The 19710-nt window shown below is 63.0% G+C and carries 16 protein-coding genes; 4 read left to right on the top strand and 12 right to left on the bottom strand.

All coding sequences use genetic code 11. The features are described 5' to 3' along the window. Positions 1–51: 51 nt before the first annotated feature. From KW821_RS15915 to KW821_RS15880, 8 genes are all read right to left on the bottom strand, one after another. On the bottom strand, positions 52–801 hold the full coding sequence (locus tag KW821_RS15915) for a DUF3379 domain-containing protein (protein WP_218292131.1): 750 nt from the start codon (positions 799–801) through the stop codon (positions 52–54). Then, positions 794–1384, bottom strand: coding sequence for a sigma-70 family RNA polymerase sigma factor (locus tag KW821_RS15910; protein ID WP_084228414.1), 591 nt, complete (start codon positions 1382–1384; stop codon positions 794–796). Before KW821_RS15910 ends, KW821_RS15915 begins: the two co-directional genes overlap by 8 nt. A 41-nt stretch (positions 1385–1425) precedes the next feature. After that, entirely contained in the window at positions 1426–2868 is a 1443-nt protein-coding gene (locus KW821_RS15905) for a hypothetical protein (protein WP_371317615.1), read from the bottom strand. Positions 2869–3011: 143 nt separating this feature from the next. Continuing rightward, positions 3012–4481 (bottom strand): tetratricopeptide repeat protein, encoded by a 1470-nt coding sequence (locus tag KW821_RS15900; protein WP_218292130.1) that lies wholly within the window; start codon positions 4479–4481, stop codon positions 3012–3014. A gap of 21 nt (positions 4482–4502) precedes the next feature. Further along, positions 4503–5471 carry a VWA domain-containing protein gene (locus tag KW821_RS15895; RefSeq protein WP_218292129.1) on the bottom strand — a complete coding sequence of 323 codons (969 nt, stop codon included), beginning with the start codon at positions 5469–5471 and terminating at the stop codon, positions 4503–4505. After that, a complete protein-coding gene (locus KW821_RS15890; protein ID WP_218292128.1) occupies positions 5468–5986 on the bottom strand; it encodes a DUF4381 family protein in 519 nt (172 codons plus the stop codon). Before KW821_RS15890 ends, KW821_RS15895 begins: the two co-directional genes overlap by 4 nt. Next, entirely contained in the window at positions 5971–6855 is an 885-nt protein-coding gene (locus tag KW821_RS15885) for a DUF58 domain-containing protein (RefSeq protein WP_218292127.1), read from the bottom strand. The genes KW821_RS15890 and KW821_RS15885 overlap by 16 nt, the downstream gene beginning before the upstream one ends. Positions 6856–6961: 106 nt before the next feature. Beyond that, the gene (locus KW821_RS15880) at positions 6962–7912 is read right to left on the bottom strand and encodes a MoxR family ATPase (protein ID WP_042654836.1); all 951 of its coding nucleotides are present in this window, start codon (positions 7910–7912) and stop codon (positions 6962–6964) included. A gap of 181 nt (positions 7913–8093) precedes the next feature. Between KW821_RS15880 and fadI the strand changes: the two genes are divergently transcribed. The 4 genes from fadI (at position 8094) to KW821_RS15860 (ending at position 12727) form a co-directional block, all read left to right on the top strand. Beyond that, positions 8094–9404: an acetyl-CoA C-acyltransferase FadI gene (gene fadI / locus KW821_RS15875; protein WP_042654835.1), complete on the top strand. Its 1311-nt coding sequence runs from the start codon at positions 8094–8096 to the stop codon at positions 9402–9404. Beyond that, positions 9404–11551 carry a fatty acid oxidation complex subunit alpha FadJ gene (gene fadJ / locus KW821_RS15870; protein ID WP_218292126.1) on the top strand — a complete coding sequence of 716 codons (2148 nt, stop codon included), beginning with the start codon at positions 9404–9406 and terminating at the stop codon, positions 11549–11551. The genes fadI and fadJ overlap by 1 nt, the downstream gene beginning before the upstream one ends. A 297-nt stretch (positions 11552–11848) precedes the next feature. Next, entirely contained in the window at positions 11849–11989 is a 141-nt protein-coding gene (locus KW821_RS15865) for a TIGR02808 family protein (protein ID WP_084228413.1), read from the top strand. 180 nt (positions 11990–12169) lie between these two features. Beyond that, a complete protein-coding gene (locus KW821_RS15860; RefSeq protein WP_218292125.1) occupies positions 12170–12727 on the top strand; it encodes a YaeQ family protein in 558 nt (185 codons plus the stop codon). 310 nt (positions 12728–13037) lie between these two features. Here KW821_RS15860 and KW821_RS15855 read toward each other — a convergent pair whose 3' ends face one another. The 4 genes from KW821_RS15855 to KW821_RS15840 all read right to left on the bottom strand — a co-directional run bounded on the left by KW821_RS15855 (position 13038) and on the right by KW821_RS15840 (position 19701). After that, positions 13038–15149 (bottom strand): phosphocholine-specific phospholipase C, encoded by a 2112-nt coding sequence (locus tag KW821_RS15855; RefSeq protein WP_218292124.1) that lies wholly within the window; start codon positions 15147–15149, stop codon positions 13038–13040. A gap of 1005 nt (positions 15150–16154) precedes the next feature. Next, the gene (locus KW821_RS15850; RefSeq protein WP_218292123.1) at positions 16155–17759 is read right to left on the bottom strand and encodes a sensor domain-containing diguanylate cyclase; all 1605 of its coding nucleotides are present in this window, start codon (positions 17757–17759) and stop codon (positions 16155–16157) included. 598 nt (positions 17760–18357) lie between these two features. Continuing rightward, positions 18358–18885: a glycine zipper 2TM domain-containing protein gene (locus tag KW821_RS15845; protein WP_218292207.1), complete on the bottom strand. Its 528-nt coding sequence runs from the start codon at positions 18883–18885 to the stop codon at positions 18358–18360. 276 nt (positions 18886–19161) lie between these two features. Continuing rightward, positions 19162–19701 carry a glycine zipper 2TM domain-containing protein gene (locus tag KW821_RS15840; RefSeq protein WP_218292122.1) on the bottom strand — a complete coding sequence of 180 codons (540 nt, stop codon included), beginning with the start codon at positions 19699–19701 and terminating at the stop codon, positions 19162–19164. Positions 19702–19710 lie beyond the last annotated feature (9 nt).

Raw genomic sequence — 19710 nt, 5'->3', positions numbered from 1 at the left:
TGCCTGTGATGCCGAGGCGGCGGGGTGCCGGTCAGCCAGGGTTAAGTTCTGTTAAATGGACCAGTGCAGCCGTGACTCGAATTGCGCGGCAACCGGTTCGAGTGACTCCTGCATATCACCGATCAACACCATGTTGGCGCCCTTGAGCGGCACTATCTCGCCCTTGAGTTGGCCATCTTCAAAGCTGGGCTGGAGGCTGAGCGGCACATGCTTGGGGACCAGGAACAGGGTGACGGGTCCCATCTTGCCCTGGATCACCATGTGCAGGGCCGGCCCCTGATAGAAGGCGCAGTGATTGACATAGGTGACCTTCATGTCCTGCATGCCCATCAGGGTGGCGCCGTATTTCTCCATCTTGGCATTGATGGTCTGCAGGCTGACCCTCTCATCCACCCCCTTGATGAAGGGCTCCTCCCCGTAGACGTGGGCCATGGCGACCTGCGCCAGCGAGAGTTCGGCGGGCGCCGTCGGCGGCCAGCTGATCCAGCGGGTGCTGATGCCGAGCAGGAAGGCGACCGAGGCCGCGATGGCGAGGGGACGCCAGCCGGTACGTGCAGGCGGGGGCGGCAGGGGTATGACGACATCGTCATCGTCGGCCTCCATCGCCTGCCTGAGCAAGATGCGCTCGGCCAGTCCGGCCGGCACCTCGACCTCCAGGGCCCGCTGCAGCTGACGATCCAGCTGCTTCATCTCGTCCAGGTGCTTGCGATTGGCAGGGGAGGTCTGCGCCGCGTCGAGGAACGCAGGATCCTGATCCATTGGATGGGCGATGGCCCTGCGGCGAAACTCAAGCTCATCCATTAGTGTGTCCTCTCTGTTGTGCGGCTGACTCCATGGCCTCTTTTATCTGGTTGCGCGCCCGAAACAGCCGGGTCATGACGGTGTTCTTGTTCAGGCCCAGCTGGCTTGCGATCTCCTCGCCACTGAATCCCCCCAGTACCTGCAACAGCAGCGGCTCCTGGTACTCGGCGGGCAGGCGGGCGATATGACGCCTGAGCCACTCGTGCTCCATCTCCTGTTCGCTGTGCAGGGCATCCGGATCGCTCTGGGGATGCTCGTCGAGATCGATGAGATCGAACTGCTTGCGCTCGAAGCGCCTGGCGTTTTCCCGCCGCACTATGGTGATGAGCCAGGCCTTGGCGGCCTTGTCGTCCTGCAGGCTGTCGATCGCCTTCCAGGCGCGCAGGAAGGTCTCCTGCACTAGATCCTCGGCGACCTGCGGGTCCCGACACAGCCAGTAGGCGTAGCGATAGATGTCCCCATGCAGGGCATGCACCAGGGCTTCATATTTGGTTTGTTTGTCTGCCATACCCCCATAGACCGGATCGGTCGCGGGATCCTTTCCCGTCCCTGAGCTTTTTTTTCTGAAAAAACCTAACGCCATTGCGGGGCTTCCTTTTTTATCTGCGGTGGCTTGCGGCGGGATCAGCGACTCACCCGCGCCAGTTTCCTGAGGCTATAGGCTATCGCAAAAGTTTCGAAGGCGCACAACCCCTCGGCGAGGGCCTGCCAGCGAACCGGCTCGGCCGCCGTTGAGGGGGGGGTGAAGCAGGCCCGATCCAGGCTGTCGAGGGCGGCACCTATGGCGGGATCGCGATGGCAGGGAAGGCTGGTGAGCTGTCGATGAGAGGCGTCCCAGCGCCGATCGGCCCAGACCAGCAGGGCTCCTCTGGCCGAGTCCGGCTCCCTGGCCACCAGGGCCCGTTGCAAGCGATGGAAGGCCAGCCAGCGTGGCCCGCTTCGCCACAGGGCGCGCAGCAGCAAGGCCCCCAGCACCCAACAGAGGCTTTCGCCGCCGGGGGCCCGGCTGTCTGCGGGCGACGAGAGGCCGGCCTCGAACCGCACCGTCTGGGCCGGCAGGCGGGCATGTTCGACGCGACCGCTCTGGGTATTGAACCAGGGCAGATCCACTGCGGGCAAGCTGTAGTAACCCGCCTCGTCTGCCGTCAATGCCTGGCGCCACTGGCGCTCGAAGCGCAGCGCTCCCTTGGCGGTGAACTGCTCGCGCTGCTGCTCTCCATCTGGCCGCAGTTGCAGGCCGGCTGGCAAGCCGAGTGGCGGCGGCAGGGACAGACGGTTGCCATCGCCACCCTCCATCACCAGGGTCAGGGTGCGGATCACCGGTTCCCCGGCCTTGGCGCCCGTCGCCGGACTGAGCTGCTGGCGCAGGGTCAGAGCGCTCGCCACCGGCTCCAGCGGGGCCTTGTCAACCTTGATAAATTGGGTGGCCGCCCTGGCGGAGAGCGCCTCGCTCTGACCGTCCTCCTGGGGCAGTCTTCCCTGAAAACGGGGGGATTCCAGCGGATGGAGCCCGGGCTCCTTGGCCTGCAGCAGCCATCTGCGGGTCAGTCGTCCCGGCATGCCGGGGCTGGCGGGGGACTCCCACCTGTCGTCGCCGAGGCGGCGGATGGTGAAGCCGTTGCCGGCCGGCTCGCTGAGGTTGGGGGCCTCCAGGTTGGCGGGCAGCCAGAGGCTCAGCTGATAGAGGAAGGGTTGCCCCGGATAGAGCGGCCCCTGATGCAGCACGCTGGCCTGCAATTCGATGGGCGAGAGGGCCGCCGCGGGCGCTGCCTCTGACTCGCTGCGCCGGGGCAGGGGGATCGCTGGGGTCTGCTCGGTGCCCAGGCTGAGGGCGGGAACCTGGTTGGCGTCGCCGGCCACCCGATGCAGCGGGATCTGCCAGCGGGTGAGGCTGTGCACCTCGGTCGTGACGCGACTCATTGTTACCCGGCCCACCGCAAACTGGCGCAGCAAGGGGCTGAGGCTGAGCTCGTCGGCGCGGCGTTCCCCATCGGCCTCGATGATGAGCAGCCAGTCACCCTCGCTCGCGCCTGCCAGCAGCTCGGCCCGTGGCGGGGCGGCCAGCACCTGGCCCGTCAATAAAAGCGTCGTCAATAGAGAGAGGATAAGCAGCCAGCGCTGCCAGCGCCCCCAGGGAGACGCACCTCTTAATAAAGAACCGCCCCCCCGACGATCTCTGTGTAGGGCGGGGCGCCTCAGCGGGTGGGCCGTCACCAGGGCTCCTCCGGCTTGAGCGATGGCGTGGCTTGAGCACGGCGCTGGGCCTCCTTGCGCAGTCGCTGCTCCAGCAGCAGCACAGGCGGGGCGGGTGGGCGCGGGCGATCCGGCGCGGCGGACTGCTCGGGGGCATCGGCGGGTTGGGGCTGCTGCGCCGCGGGGGCGGCCTGCGGCGGCTGGGCACGCAGCAGGGCCAGGTTGTAGAGCGCATCCTCATGGCCGGGCTCGAGCGCCAGGGCGGCCAGATAGGCCTGCTCGGCGCCCTTGAGATCGCCGAGCTGCACCAGTGCATTGCCCCGGTTGTAATGGGCGGTCGCGCTGGTGGCGCGGCCATAGGCGGCGACGGCCCGGGCGTAGTCACCGGCGCGATACCAGGCATTTCCCTGCCAGACGGGATCCTGGAAGTCGCGGGCCGCCGCCAGGTAGCGCCCCTGCTGGAAGGCTTGCCAGGCTTGCCGATCCTGCCCCGACAGGCCTGGGATCGGCGGAGAGGCGGGGCTCGCCTGCAGGGGCGGGTTGAACAGGCCGACACCCACGCCGAGCAGGAGCAACCAGAGCGCCCCGATGCGGGCCAGCAGTGCCAGTGGCAGCAGGGGGATCAGCAGCCAGGGGCCGAGATCCCGCGACTGGTTGGCGGTCAGGGTCTGGCTCATGGGCAGCGGCGCGAAGCGCGGCACCCCGGCCTGCAGCCACTGCAGCTCTCCCCCTGACTGGGCCGCAAGTCGTTGCATGGCCGCCCCGTCGGGGGGCGGCAATTCACGGCCAAGCCCCGCACTGGAAGGGGGCAGCTTGGCGGCCTTGCCCCCATTGGCCAGCAGGATGTCGAGACGGGGCGTCGCCGATTGCGGGCAGAGCAACGCATTCTGACAGGGCCACTGGGCGGCAATGCGCGCGATCTGGACGGGGGAGAGCCCATCGGTGATAAGCAGCAGTCGTGCCTGCTGACCGGCGGGGATCTGGCTGAGCGCCAGCGCCACGGCGCGCTCGGGGGTGCTGCCGGGGAGCGGCATGATGGCCGGGCGCAAGTCCGGCAGCAGCAGCGAGATGGCCTGATGATCCCGGGTCGCGGGCATGGCGAGGTAGGCATCGCCGGCAAACAGGATGAGGGCGATGGGGTGGGGCCCGTCCTCGGCCAGCATGTCCTGCAGCAGCAGCCGCACCCGGGTCGCCCGATCCGGCGGCAGATCCCCGGCCAGCATGGAGTCGGAGAGATCCAGCAACCAGATATCGAGCGCCGGGCTGCTGATGGGCTGGCTCTGCTGGCGCAGGGCCGGGCCGGACAGGGCCAGGATCACCGGCAGGCAGGCGAGCCAGAGCCAGGGTCTGGTGCGGCCCTGGCCCGGCAGCAGATAGGCCCCCATGGCGGGGGTGAGCAGGGGCCGCTGGCGACGACGGCGCCACCCCTGCCACAGCCAGGGCAGCAGGGCCAGCAGCCAGAGCGGGCGCAGCAGGATCAGCTCCATAGTGGCTCCTGGCGCAACTGCTTATCCATGGGGCGGCTCCGCTTGCGGGCGCCGCCACGGCAGCCGGCGCAGGCGAGTCGGCCAGATCAGCAACAGCCAGGCCAGTGCCAGGGGCCAGGGATAGAGCTCCCGGCTGGGGCGATAGAGGGTCTGCGGGCGGGCGCTGGGCTCCAGTCGATCGAGCGCCTGATTGATGGCCGCGAGATCGGCCAGGCTGCGGGCCCGGAAATAGCGGCCGTGGCCCAGCTTGGCCAACTGTTGCAGCAGGGGCTCATCCAGCTCGGCACTGGGATCGAACCCGCTCTGGGGCTGGGCATCGGCAAAGGTGCCGGGATCGGCGCCGACCCCCAGGGTGTAGAGAGTCATGCCGGCGGCCGCCGCGCGGGTGGCCTCGGTGAGCGGGTCCGCATTGCCCGCCGTGTTGCGGCCATCGGTGACCAGCAGCAGGGCGCTGGGGCGAGCGGGATCGGCGTGCTGGCGAGCCAGCTGTATGGCCTCTCCCAGTGCCGTGGTGCGCCCCACCAGATCGAAGTCCAGCTCCTTGGTCAGGGTCAACAGGGCCTGGGTCTCCTGGGTCAGGGGGGAGAGCAGATAGGCGTGATCGGCGAACACCACCAGGGCGATGCGATCGCCGGGGCGGGCCCTGATCAGCTGCCTGAGCTGCTGGCGCACGGCGCTGAGCCGGTCGCGCTGCTCCCCCTCATCCAGCATGTCTTGGGTGCGCATGCTGTCGGAGAGATCCACCGCCAGGATGAGATCCCGGCTGGCCTGATAGTGAATGAGGGGCGCCTCCTGCCATTGCGGGCGGCACAGGGCCAGCACCAGGGCGCACCAGCACAGCGTCATGCGCCAGAGCGGCTGGCCGGCATGGGGCCGCAGGAGGGGGAAGCCGTCGTGGGCCAGGGTCGATCGGCGCAGGGGTGGCAAGCCGAAGCGCACCAGCAGCGGCAGCACCAGCGCGAGTGCAAACCAGGGCCAGGCGAGGATCATGTCGCCCTTCCGTCATGGCGCCGTCGCCAGCCCGTCGCCCGGGCCAGCAGTCGGGGTGGGCTGACGCAGCGGCGTCCCCACCGCAGGTAGCAGCGCTGCAACGCCGCCTGCTGTGTGGCATCGGGCTCTCCCCGGCCGTAGAGCCAGTGGGGCCAGAGCGGGGCAAATTCGGCGAAGCGGCTGCCCCCCCTGGCATCGAGCCAGGCGAGCCAGGCCTCCCCCTGCAGGTGGCGAGCCTCGGGCCAGTGCGCCAGGGCGGCCTGGCGCAGCACGGCTTGCAGCCGGGGCACCAGTTCGGGGCCTTGCCACTCAATTTGCTGTGCCCAGCGGCGTTGGCGCCAGAGTGCCAGCGCCAGGGTGGTGATCAGCAGGGCGCACAGCAGGATGATCAGCAGCCAGCCCCAGCCCAGCAGGCGGGGATCGACGGCGCTGCCGAGGGCGGGACCCGGGTGGATGTCACGTAGCTGCGCCGCGAGGGGGGAGCCGGCCAGGGCGGCGCTCAGAGCAGACGGCATCCGCCCTCCTGCCACTGTCGCTGCAAGGACTGGCCGTTGTCGAGCCGGTAGAGACGCTGCACCAGTGGCAACAGCTGCCGCTGGCTCTGTTGGGCCTGGTAGTCGGCCGCCAGGGCATAGTGGCGGGCAAACCCCGGCTGCCCGGCGTCGAGCCAGCCGCTGCGCCTGCCGGCCCGCACCGCCAGCTGCCCCTGTTCGGGCAGCGCCGCCTCCAGCGGGTCCCGGATCTGCCAGTAGTGAATGTCGTGGCGCCGGCCGAGCAACTGCAGCTGCTTGGCGAGGGCCTCGTCGCAGGGGCGGTGATCGGCGATGAGGGTCAGTCTGGCGCCGTGGGGCAGCTTGAGCCCCGCCAGGGTCTGGGCCAGGCTGCGGGGGACGGGCGTGCGATCCAGCCCCTGCTGGTAGTGATGGCAGAGGGTCTCGAGTAGCGGGATCAGGGTGCCGCGCTGGGACTCTAATCGGGTCTCCACCCCGTGGCAGATCAGGGTGTTGGCCTGTTTCTCCCCCTGCCACAGCAGGGCGGCCGCCAGCTCGCAGCCGAGGCGGGCCTTGAGCTGAGGTCCTGAGCCGAAGTACATGGCGGGGGAGAGATCGAGCAGCAGCCAGTGGGCCTGATCCTGCTCCTCGCTATAGAGTCGGGTGTAGGGGCGCCCGAGCCGGGCGGTGACCCGCCAGTCGATGTGGCGCACCTCATCCCCCGCCTGATAGGCGCGCAGCTCGCGAAAGCTCAAGCCGGGCACCCGCCCGAGCCGGCCCTGTTTGGCCTGATGGACGCGGGCCCTGGGGCCCTGACGCGCCCACAGCCGGATGGCCAGCAGCTGGCTCAGCGGCAGGGCTATGTGGGGATGGCTGCGGGGATCCAGAGACATCAGACCCAGCCCCGCAGGCGGGCGCTCGGCACCTCGCGCTCGAGTGGAACGGTCGTCACCTGAGCAGAGGGCCGTTGTTGGGGCGATGAGGCAGGCAGACGCTGGGTCAAGGCGAGGGCACCCAGTCCAGCAGGCGGGTGATCAGCGCCTCGCTGTCGAGATTGTCGGCCAGCGCCTGATAACTGGGGATGAGGCGATGGCGCAGCACGGCGGGGGCCAGTTGCTGGATGTCTTCCGGCAGCACGAAGTCGCGCCCCGCCAGCCAGGCGCGGGCGCGGGCCGCCCTGGCGAGGCCGATGCTGGCCCTGGGGCTCGCGCCCACGGCGATGAGGGGTTCCAGCTCGGGACAGAGTCCGCTGCCCGGCCGGGTGGCGCAGACGAGCTGCACCAGGTAGTGCTCGAGTCGGGTCTGCATCTGCACCTCCTGCACCGCGGCGCGGGCCGCCAGCAGGCTGGCCTGGCTCAGGGTCACAGGGGGCGGTGGCAGCGCGTCGCCATGGGCGTTGAGCTGCAAGATGGCGAGCTCCATGGCGGGGCTGGGGTAGTCCACCACCAGTTTCAGCAGGAAGCGGTCGAGCTGGGCCTCCGGCAGCGGGTAGGTGCCCTCCTGCTCGATCGGATTCTGGGTCGCGGCCACCATAAACAGCGGCGGCAGGCGCCAGCTCTTCTTGCCGACGGTGATCTGGTGCTCGGCCATGGCCTCGAGCAGGGCGGATTGCACCTTGGCAGGGGCCCGGTTGATCTCGTCCGCCAGCACCAGGTGGTTGAACAGGGGCCCAGGCTGGAACACGAAGCTCGCATCCTGGGGGTGGAACACCTCGCTGCCGGTGAGATCGGCGGGCAGCAGATCCGGGGTGAACTGAATGCGGGCGAAGCGCCCCTCCACGGCCCCGGCCAGCGCCTTGACGGCCCGGGTCTTGGCGAGACCGGGGGCGCCTTCGATCAACACATGCCCTTCACATAGCAGGGCGATCAGCAGCCCGTCGATGAGCGGACCCTGGCCCAGGATCTGGCTGCCAAGATAGTCGCTAAGTTGTCTGAACTCGGTCGCTGCCATGGGATGAACCCGTTGTTTTAATAGGAGTTGCTCTTTTTATACTCCAGATGTCGCAAGAGGGCGAGGGAGGGGGCACAGATGGCGACAATTTAGTTTCAATCAGCCGTATGAAAGTTGTGAGTGGATTGTTAAGATGTGGCGCAATGAGGTCAGACCTCTACCTTTTAACCAAGGAGCCAGGATGAAACAGCCATTGAAACTGACGACTCGCCAGGGCGAACGGATTGCCGTCGTGGCGGGTCTGCGCACCCCCTTTGCCAAGCAGGCCACCGCCTTTCACGGCGTGCCCGCGGTGGATCTCGGCAAGCTGGTGGTGAGTGAACTGCTCGCCCGTACCGATCTCGATCCCAAGCTCATCGATCAGCTGGTGTTCGGCCAGGTGGTGCAGATGCCGGAGGCGCCCAACATCGCCCGCGAGATAGTGCTCGGCACCGGCATGAGTGTCAGCACCGATGCCTACAGCGTCTCCCGCGCCTGTGCCACCAGCTTCCAGGCGGTGGCCAACGTCACCGAGTCCATCATGGCTGGCACGGTCGATATCGCCATCGCCGGCGGCGCCGACTCCTCCTCAGTGCTGCCCATCGGCGTCAGCAAGTCGCTGGCCCGCGCCCTGGTGGATCTCAACAAGGCCCGCAACCTGCAGCAGCGTTTCAACATTCTGCGCCGGCTGCGGCTGAAAGACTTGCTGCCGGTGCCGCCGGCGGTCGCCGAGTACTCCACCGGTCTATCCATGGGGCAGACCGCCGAACAGATGGCCAAGAGTCACCAGATCAGCCGCGAGGCGCAGGATGCGCTGGCGCACCGCTCCCACAGCTTGGCCGCCGAGGCCTGGGCCCAGGGCAAGCTCAGCGGCGAGGTGTTCACCGCCCATGTGCCCCCTTACAAGTCGCCGCTGGAGCGGGACAACAACATCCGCGAGAGCTCGGATCTTGCGAGCTACGCCAAGTTGAAACCCGTGTTTGACCGGCTGCATGGCACTGTCACCGCCGCCAACGCCACCCCGCTCACCGACGGCGCCGCCGCCGTGCTGCTGATGCGGGAAGGGCGGGCGAAGGAGCTGGGTCTCGAGCCGCTCGGCTATATTCGCAGCTTCGCCTTCTCCGCCATCGATGTCTGGCAGGACATGCTGATGGGCCCCTCCTACGCCACGCCGCTGGCGCTGGACCGCGCCGGCATCACCCTCGCCGATCTGACCCTGATCGATATGCACGAGGCCTTCGCCGCCCAGACCCTGGCCAACCTCAAGATGTTTGCCAGCCACGAATTCGCCCGGGACAAATTGGGCCGTGATCAGGCCATCGGCGAGGTGGACATGGACAAGTTCAACGTGCTCGGCGGCTCCCTGGCCTACGGCCACCCCTTCGCCGCGACCGGTGCGCGGATGATCACCCAGACGCTGCACGAGTTGCGCCGTCGGGGCGGGGGACTGGGGCTCAACACCGCCTGTGCGGCGGGTGGGTTGGGTGTGGCCATGGTGTTGGAGGTGGAATGATGAGCACTAATACCTTTGCATTGGATATTCGTAAAGACGGCATCGGCATCCTCACCATGGATGTGCCCGGTGAGAGCATGAACACCCTGAAGGCCGCCTTCGCCGACGAGATCCGCGCCGTGCTGGCCCAGGTGAAGAGCAACAAGGATCTGATCGGGCTGGTGATCGTCTCCGGCAAGAAGGACTCCTTCATCGCCGGGGCCGACATCGGCATGCTGGCGGCCTGTGCCAGCGCCCAGGATGCCCAGACCCTCTCCCGGGAGGGGCAGCTGGTGTTCGCCGAGATCGAGGCGCTGAGCATCCCGGTGATCGCCGCCATCCACGGCCCCTGCCTCGGCGGCGGGCTGGAGCTGGCGCTGGCCTGTCATGGTCGGGTGGTGACCGATCACGCTAAGACCGTGCTGGGCCTGCCGGAGGTGCAACTCGGCCTGCTGCCGGGCTCCGGCGGCACCCAACGTCTGCCGCGCCTCATCGGGGTGGCCAAGGCGCTGGATCTGATGCTGACCGGCAAGCAGGTGCGCGCCAAACAGGCCAAGAAACTGGGGCTGGTGGATGAGATGGTGCCACCCTCCATCCTGCTGGAGGCGGCCATCAAACTCGCCAAGAAGGGCAAGCCGCGCCACGCACTGAAGCGGGATCTGCAGGGCAAGCTGCTGGAGACCAACGGGCTGGGCCGCAAGGTGCTGTTCGATCAGGCTCGCAAGGGGGTGAAAGCCAAGACTCGCGGCAACTACCCGGCGCCGGAGCGGATCCTGGAGGTGGTACGCATCGGCGTGGAGGAGGGGATGCAGGCCGGCCTGGCCGCTGAGTCCCGTCACTTCGGCGAGCTGGTGATGACCCCGGAGTCCGCCTCTCTGCGCTCGCTGTTCTTCGCCACCACGGAGATGAAGAAAGAAGTCACCTATCAGGGGGCCGCGCCGCGCAAGGTCGGCCATGCCGCCGTGCTGGGCGGTGGCCTGATGGGGGGCGGCATCGCCTTCGTCACCGCCACCAAGGCCGGGGTGCCGGTGCGGATCAAGGACGTGGCCAGTGCCGGGATCGGCAACGCCATGCGTTACAGCTACGAGCTGCTGGCCAAGAAGCTCAAGCGTCGCCAGATCCTGCGCAGCGAGCTGGAGAAGCAGATGAGCCTGCTGTCCGGCACCCTGGACTACTCCGGCTTCCACCGCGTCGATCTGGTGGTGGAGGCGGTGTTCGAGGATCTGGCGCTCAAGCACCAGATGGTGGCGGATGTGGAGCGCGAGTGCGCTGAACAGACGGTGTTTGCCTCCAACACCTCCTCCCTGCCGATCCACAAGATCGCGGCCGAGGCGGCGCACCCTGAGCGCATCATAGGTCTGCACTACTTCAGCCCGGTGGACAAGATGCCGCTCGCCGAGATCATTCCCCACGCCGGCACCAGCGCCGAGACGGTGGCCACCACCCTGGCCTTCGCCCGCTCCCAGGGCAAGACCCCGATCGTGGTCAAGGACGAGGCCGGTTTCTACGTGAACCGCATCCTCGCCCCCTACATGAACGAGGCGGCGCGGCTGGTACTGGAAGGGGAGCCGGTAGAGGTGCTGGATGGTGCCCTGCTCGACTTCGGCTTCCCGGTCGGCCCCATCCAGCTGTTGGACGAGGTCGGCATCGACGTGGGCGCCAAGATCTCCCCCATCCTGGAGAAAGAGCTCGGCGGCGAGCAGTTCCAGGCTCCCAAGGCGTTTGACCAGCTACTGCAAAACGATCGCAAGGGGCGCAAGAACGGCAAGGGCTTCTACCTCTACGGCAAGGCTGCGCCGCGCAACCGGCTCACCGGCAAGGAGGGCAAGAAGACGGTGGACGAGAGCGTCTACGCCGTGCTGGGGGTCAAGCCTATGCCTAAGCTCGCCAAGAATGAGATCGCGGAGCGCTGCGTGCTGATGATGCTCAACGAAGCGGCCATGGCGCTGGACAGCGGCGTGGTGGCCTCGGCCCGGGACGGCGACATCGGCGCCATTTTCGGCATCGGCTTCCCGCCCTTCCTCGGCGGCCCCTTCCGCTACATGGACAGCCTCGGCATCGCGCAACTGGTCGGGCGTCTGGAGCATTACCAGAAGCGCCTAGGTGACCGATTCGCCCCCTGCGCCCGGCTCAAGGCGATGGCGGCGGAGCAGCTGACCTTCTACTGAGGCTCTTCACCGGCATGACAACGGAGGCGACCCAGGGTCGCCTCCGTTTTTTTTGCCGGGCCCCTGCCTGCGCTATTGTTGACCAAGCGTGTTCATTAAGGGGTCGAGCGCGGGACGGAAGTGCCATTGCCCGGCCAGAATGGGGCTAAATTATTGATCTGGCGCAAACAAGTGCCCTATTTACTACTTTGGTGGCATAGGACTCGGACCGCCTTTGGGGTCAAATAGCCTTATCAGGAGCGGGGAGACAACCCGCCATCGAAAGGGACACTGGTTTCACTGGATGAAGGACACACAATGAGTCTGCTTGAACAAACCATCTGGACTGTATTGGGGTACGGGGTCATGCCCTTTATCTTCCTGAGCGGATTTGTGGCCGTAGCCGTTACCTGCTGTGTGCTGCTCAACGCCTTTGGGGTCCAGTCCGCCCAGAAGTGATCCACTTCTGTCGTTCATACTGCCAAATGCCAGTCTTCGGACTGGCATTTGTTTTTTGCCCCCAGCCACCTGCCTCCAGGCCGAACTGTTTTGCCAAGGTGGTCGAACCCGGCGCCGATTTTGATTACACTGGCGCGCAGTTTTCCGGCGCGTTCGCCTCTTCAAGGTATCAAGGTTTCTATGGCTCTCAAGGCAACCGTATTCAAGGCCCAACTCAGTCTGTCCGACATGGACCGCAATCTGTATCAAGATGTCTCCCTCACCCTGGCCCGTCACCCCTCCGAGACCGACGAGCGCATGATGATCCGGCTGGCGGCCTTCGCCTGGCACGCCGCCGAGCGGCTGGAGTTCACCAAGGGGCTCTCGGCCGATGACGAGCCCGAGCTCTGGTGCAAGAACTACTCCGACGAAATCGAACTCTGGATCGAGCTGGGCCAGCCCGACGAGAAGCGACTGAAGAAGGCGTGCAACCGCTCCCGCCAGGTGGTGCTCTATCTGTACGGTGGCCGTGGCACCAGCGTCTGGTGGAAGCAGAATCAGGGCAAGCTGAGCCAGCATGACAACCTCAGCGTGATCGAACTCTCCGACAGCCAGACCCTGCCGCTGACCGCCATGGTGGAGCGCACCATGCACCTCACCTGCACCATCTCGGATGGCCAGCTCTGGGTCAGCAACGGCACCCTGGAAGTCACCCTCGACCCTGTGGTGCTGATGGGCCGCTCCGCCCGGGAGCTCTGAGGCGGGCACCATGTTCAGTTCGAGTTGGAGGGGGACATTGCTGGCCTTGAACGCCGAGGCCGCGCCCTTCTATGTAGCTCGGCATGAAACAATGTGATGATTGGAAGATTAAAAGCGGCGGGGAAACCCGCCGTTTTGTTAACTGTCGCTAATGTCCGGTGACACTTCGCTAATCTAGCCTGCGGCCCTGTCACACAAAAGCACAGATACCGCAGTAATTGCTCGCCTGCCAAAGTGAAAAGAGGTGCCTATCTTGTGACGGGCACCTCTCTGTTGACTTGAGCCTGCAACCCGCCTCAAAGCCGGCGGATCAGATCCCCATCATGGGATCGGAGACACCATGTTGCCCGGTCTCGATACGGCCAGCATAACGCCGCTTCCAACGCTCACCATAGCGCACCGTGACGTCATACCAATTGCCCTGGCCGGCTAGCTCGACACGCTGATCCAACACCTGATTAGGTGTCAGCTCCAGTGTCATCACGCCACCAAGATAGACACTGTTGTCCAGTGTCAGCGTCAGCGGCTCATCCATCAAGTTAGTCAGGGTGAGCAACAAGGCCGGCTGCGTCAGATCATAACAAACACTTACCCGCGCCTTGCTCTCCTCATCCCCAGCCCCCGTGAAGGAACGGTGATAGCCATTTGGACCAATCAACCAGACATCGTATCCGGCAGAAGTTGAGACCGACCAATCATCTTCCATGGTTTCCTGGCTGGCGAGTGCATAACGGCGTGGCACCGCATCCAGCTTCAATTTGTCATAAATATGGAGCAGCGCCCCCTGCTCGCCGGTATTGCTCATTTTGATGCTGAGGCGATCGCTGTACTGCTCTGCATTGACATGCAGCTCATAGGGCAAGGCGCGTGACGGGCGCACCCCCATGGTCTGGCGTGGGACCTGTTGCTGATCCTCTGCCGGCGGACTGAGCTGATCCAGCTTCTGCTGCTGTCTCACCAGGATGTTGGCCTGTGCCTTGGTTACCTTGGGCAGATTGGGTAACTGTTCATCATTGGGATTGTTAAAGTTGAATGCCGAGCTCAGATCGCCGCAAATCGCACGGCGATAGGGGCTGATATTCTCCTCCTCCACGCCAAACCGGGCCTCGATAAAACGCAATACAGAGGTGTGATCAAATACTTGGGAGTTAACCCAGCCTCCGCGACTCCAGGGAGATACGATCAGTGCTGGCACCCGGGGGCCGGGACCATAGGGGCGATTATCGGTATGATACTCACCGCGCGTATCCAGGGTACAGCCCCCCTGGATCTCGCCATCCAGCAAGGTTGGCGGGGTAGGAGGGGGCAAATGATCAAAGAAGCCGTCATTCTCATCAAAGTTGATGATCAGCACCGTTTTGCTCCACAGCTCCTCATCTGACGTCAGAGCATCGAGCACCTCCTGCGTATACCAGCCTCCCTGGACAGGGCTCGATGGCCCCGGATGTTCAGAGAAATCCGCTGGTGCCACAATCCAGGAGACCTGTGGCAGAGTGCCCGCCGCCACATCCTCGCGGAGTGCGTCGAGAAAGCCACGATCTGGCATGGTATTGCTCACTCCCTTAAGCAGCGGAATGAACTGATCATCTTCAGGTTTCCAAGCCGGATAAGGTGCCCCATTGGGCTGATTGCCGCGTTGCTCATTGGCTATACGGTAATTCACAAATCCAGCTAATGGATTATCGGTAAAATTATCCGGCAGGTTTTGATACACCCTCCAGCTGACACCTGCCTCTTGCAACCGCTCAGGGTAGGTACGCCACTGATAACCTTCATCGGATTTACCCAGTGAGTCAAAGTTATTATTAATGGCTGGCGGGTTGGGATCGTCGGGGTGATTATTGGTGCCCGTCCAAAAAAATAGTCTGTTGGGATTGGTGCTACCATGGAGGGAACAATGATATGCATCACAAACGGTAAATGCATTGGCCAAGGCAAACTGAAATGGCACTTCCGTCTCGGTATAATACCCCATGGATTGTTGTTCTTTATAAGTCGGCCAACTATCCATGCGTCCATTGTCCCATGCATCCAGAGCATCATTGAACGAATGGGGCGTACCATTGACTCTCTGGGCATTGCCGATACGACTATCGAGATGATAAGGGCTCAGTAGACGATTATTTTCATCACTCCTGAACTCCTGCCACCACACAGAGTCATTCACCGTTGGTATCGGGTGACGGTCGCCAAAGCCACGGACTCCCAACATAGTTCCAAAATAGTGATCGAATGAGCGATTTTCCTGCATCAGCACCACGATATGTTCCACATCCATGATCGAACCCTGCACATTATTGGCAGAGATACTTAGCGCTCTGGCAATCGAGGGATAGAACATGCTGGAGGTGGCCACAGCAGCCACGCTGGCGCCAGATAGTTTTATAAAGTCACGGCGGCTCTTATCTATATGTTTTGACATTAAATTTCACCTAAAATGGATAAGCGAACGATCAAGGCGGGCAACGTACATCATTGGGCTCAGAGGGGGTAATAGCCTCAGGTTCTTCACTGTCATTACTATTGTTGCACCCTGTGACAATAATCAGAAACACCATAGGCAATAGCAGCCTGATATTGGATAAATGTTTTATTTTCATTCCCAAAACTCCATTTTAAAACCATGTCACAGTAGAAGGATAATTTGGTCAGTTAAACCTTAAGCCGTCTTTGTTAACAACAGATGACAACATCAACATTAATTACCGAGATAAAAATAAAATGTATGGCAACCTTGATATAAGCTGAATCGGGCTGGAGTTTAAAAATAATGCCATTGAACTTATGCTGTAATGCAACAGTGTTGGTGCAGGAAGTAGGGGTAAATGTCACATAAACAGCCAATACGGACTTTTTGAATAGCTGTTTAGAATAGTGCTATAGCTTGGAGATGTTTTAACCATGCCTTGGAAAGGTGTCACGTTGTCCATAAGGGACAAGCCACCAAGGGACCATTCCTCTGCATTTGCGGTATACCTTTAATTATCCCTCTGTAGTTGTAATGAATGTCTTTATGCCTCGCCCTCTAACAATGCATATCTGAATATGATCAGAATGTCTCACGTCTTACTCCCTTTTCCTTAAATTAGCCCTGGATCTGGCGATCAATCTCCTCATTGGACGGGAAGATCTGGCCGCTCTGGAGCGGCCGGCGACGGTGCAAGGTTGGTATAAATAGCAACGGCGGGGAGATCCGCCGTTTTGTTAGCTGCCGCGCACGTCTGATTAGGCTTCGCTAATCGAACCCAGGGCCCTCAAAGAGCAGCGAATGCTATTGCGGCGACGGGTTCAGCCTGATTTATTCGAGCCATAACGACGACTACCACCAGTGGTAATGCCAGCCAATTTATCCTGGCTGGCATTATTTTTTGCGCCTCTGTCGTGACATGCGGTTGTGGTCTCGCTATCGCACAACGAAAAAACGCGGTTAATACGCGATGGTCACCCTGTTGCGTCCTTCGTGCTTGGCGCGATAGAGCGCCTGGTCGGCCCTGGTCAGCGCGGTGTGTATGCCTTTGTTTACTGCCAGCTCATCAGGGGTCATCTGGGTAAGGCCAAAGCTCGCAGTAAAGTGGATCTGCTGGCCATTGTATTCCACCGCCTGAGCGGCGAAGCTGGCGCGGATGCGCTCCGCTACCTCGCTTGCAACCTCAAGTTCGGTCTGTGCCATGGCCACGACAAACTCCTCTCCGCCAAAGCGGGCTGCGATATCGCTGCCTCGCAGCAGGCCTTGCAATACATGGCCTACGCACCTGAGCACCGCATCGCCGCCATCATGGCCGTAGCTGTCGTTGACCTTCTTGAAGAAATCCAGATCCAGTGTCATGACACAGAGAGGTTGCCGGTGACGCTGCGCCAGGCTACAGGTGCCTTGGGCCCATTCGTCGAAGCGGCGCCGATTGGCTAGGCCAGTAAGAGGATCCTGGCGCGCCTCTTGGGCAAGGCGCGCGCGCTGCACGAAAATGATTCGCATGTGTCTCAGCAGGCACCACTGCAGGGCGGCCATGAAGATCACCGCCAAGCTGGTCCAGAAAACCTGGAGGTACCAGCCATGCAGCATGTCACGCTTGGCCATGCCCACCGCCAGTATCCATTTACCTTCGTTCAAGTTGAGGAATACCCCCAGGCGGGGGATGCCATCCACCGGTGAGAGGTAGTGATGCGCCTGGGCCGTATCGCTGGCGTAGTTCATCAGAGGCAAGAGTCGATCGTCGGGATGGGAGATGACTGAACCAGCCCCAGCCCCCATGCGGGCGAGCTGAACGGCTGTGTTGCGATCCAGCACGGCCATGGCACCACCTGGGCCAAGATCCAGGCCGCTGTGCTCCATTTTCCGGAACATCTTCTCCATGGCGCTGGAATTGAAGTAACCGGCGACGCCACCCAGATAGCGCCCCTGTGGGTCGCGGATGGCCCGGTACATCACGAAGCCCATGATGCCTGGATCGAGTCCGTGGCTCTGCCAGTAAATCAGACTCTCGGTGATCTCCTGGCTGCGCAGATCCTTGAACAGCAGCCGATCCCGGAAGCTTGCCTTGGCGAGTGTCGATGCGCTCAGTGCTTGCTCGAGTGGAAACACGCTGCTCTTGGCAACGAAATCACCGTTTGCATCGAAGATGATCACGGCGTCCAGCCAGTCCCGTTTCAGTTCCCGAACTAAAAAAGGTTCGACCTTGTCGAGTGTGACTGTGTGGTTCAGCAGTATGGCGTTACCGATGACGCGTACCTGATAACGAAGCGCATCCATGCTGGTCTCAAACTGCTGAGCCTCCAATAACGCCGTGTTGCGCAGGATGCGGGCGGTATTGTCTTCGATACGGTTGCGTTGATACACCAGGTGGCCAACGAAGAGGGAGGCCAGCAGGAGAATGAACAGCAGCAACAAGCCGCGTTGTGCAGTCAGGCTGAAGTTGCTCAGGACATAGTCGAGGATTTTGCGTAGTGAAAACCTTGATGGGAGATCTTTGCCGTCACTGGCGCGGGGTTTAACGGGGACATTCACGGCGGTATCGTGTGTCGTCTGGTCTTTCATCTCTACCTGCCTAGCAGTAAATCAGAGGGTGTTCTTTGGCCGTTGGTGTCGCTCGGCCAAGGTGGTGGCGAGCTTATCCCAATGCTGATCACGCCTTGTTTATTCGTTGATGTGCTGTTGGTGTATCCGAAGGGCTGGTGAGCAGAGCGTGATCGGGCGTTCGAGAGGCATTGCAGATATCAGAGCCAAGAGCCTTGGCTGCTGATGACTCTTTTATCATCAAGGTGGAATGTTGACCATGATATATATCAAGTGCCGGGCACAATGGCTTCTATAAACAGGCCAGCACACTGGAGCTTTCCCCTGTAATTCACCATAAACCCTAGCCCATAAGGCCCCTCGGTACGCTGCGATAACGCAGTTAATCGAGGGGCCTTTTATGTTGCCTGATACCTACCCCATAGCTCTTGCCTGGTTGCTTCGCCCCGATGTGGAAGGGGGCGAGGTCAATCACCCGGCCGGCATCCAACAGCATGGGTGTTGGGCTTATCGACAGCAGGATAAACGGATCGGGTTTTACCGAATGCGTGTTGCCTGAGAGACCATGAAAAAGGCCCGCCTGAGGGGCGGGCCTGTGGCTATCGGGGTCGGGGCGCTATCAGGCTTGGGTGCCGTCGATCACCAGCTTGCCATCCTTGACCGGGATGGTGGTGCCCGGTGCCTTGTTCATGCGGATGATGCCTTCCTGACCGGCGAGGCGGTAGGTGACGTCATAACCCAGGGTGCGGGTGCTGCTGTCCTGCACCGTCTTGCAGCGCTGCTCCTGGGTGGTGTAGGTGTCATTGGCCTGCCGGTTGGCCTGTGCCTGGCCGCCGGCATAGCCACCGGCCACGGCGCCGGCGACGGTCGCCACCTTCTTGCCGTTGCCACCGCCAAACTGGTTGCCGATGGCGCCGCCGATCGCCGCCCCGACCAGTTTGCCGGCGACCCTGTGCTCATCCTGCACCGGTTGCTGGTGGGTGACGGTGACGTTATGGCACTCCTGTCTCGGGGTCTTGATGGTCTCGGTCACCGGCTTGCTGGACAGCACCTCGGCAAACTGGGGCTCGGAGGAAAACATGGATCCGCTGGCGACGGCCGACAGCGCCAATGCGGAGGCGATGCCGACGCCGATACCTGCCAACATGGATTTGTTCATCTCACTCTCTCTACTGTTCGATTGGTCAATTGCGGCTATTGTTGGCGCTTTGCCGTCGCGGCTCAAGGGAAGGGCCCGTCCGTTGCGACAGCGGCTGACGACAGCAACCGCCGACTCGCCGACGCTGTGTCTGCAATCGGCGACAAGGGGGAGGTGAGGGATCACTGGGCGGGCGAGGGTCGTCGGCCACCAATGAGTGCCGGCCATAAATTAGAAAGGCCCGCCGGAGGGGCGGGCCTGTTGCTATCGGGGGCAGTGGCGCTATCAGCCTTGCGCGTCGTCGATCACCAGCTTGCCATCCTTGACCGGGATGGTGGCGCCCGGCGCCTTGTTCATGCGGATGATGCCCTCCTGACCGGCGAGGCGGTAGGTGACGTCATAGCCCAGGGTGCGGGTGCTGCTATCCTGCACCGTCTTGCAGCGTTGCTCCTGGGTGGTATAGATGTCCCCGGCCTGCATGTTGCCTTGCACCTGGTTACCGGCGTAGCCACCGGCCACGGCACCGGCGGCGGTGGCCACCTTCTTGCCGCTGCCACCGCCAAACTGGTTGCCGAGCACGCCACCGAGGGCCGCGCCGACCACGGTGCCCAGGATCTTGTGCTCATCCTGCACCGGCTTGCGGTGGGTGACGGTGACGTTGCGACACTCCTGTCTGGGGGTCTTGATGGTCTCGGTCACCGGCTTGCTGGCCAGCACCTCGGCAAACTGGGGCTGGGATGAAAACAGGGATCCGCTGGCCGCCGCCGACAATGCCAGCGCTGAGGCGATACCGATCCCGACACCTGCCAACATGGATTTGTTCATTTTGAGTTC

Source organism: Aeromonas sp. sif2416 (assembly GCF_019218665.1).
In the GTDB taxonomy this organism is placed as follows: domain Bacteria; phylum Pseudomonadota; class Gammaproteobacteria; order Enterobacterales; family Aeromonadaceae; genus Aeromonas; species Aeromonas encheleia.
Note: the sequence above shows the minus strand (reverse complement) of the source record. Positions and strands in the feature narration are given on the sequence as shown.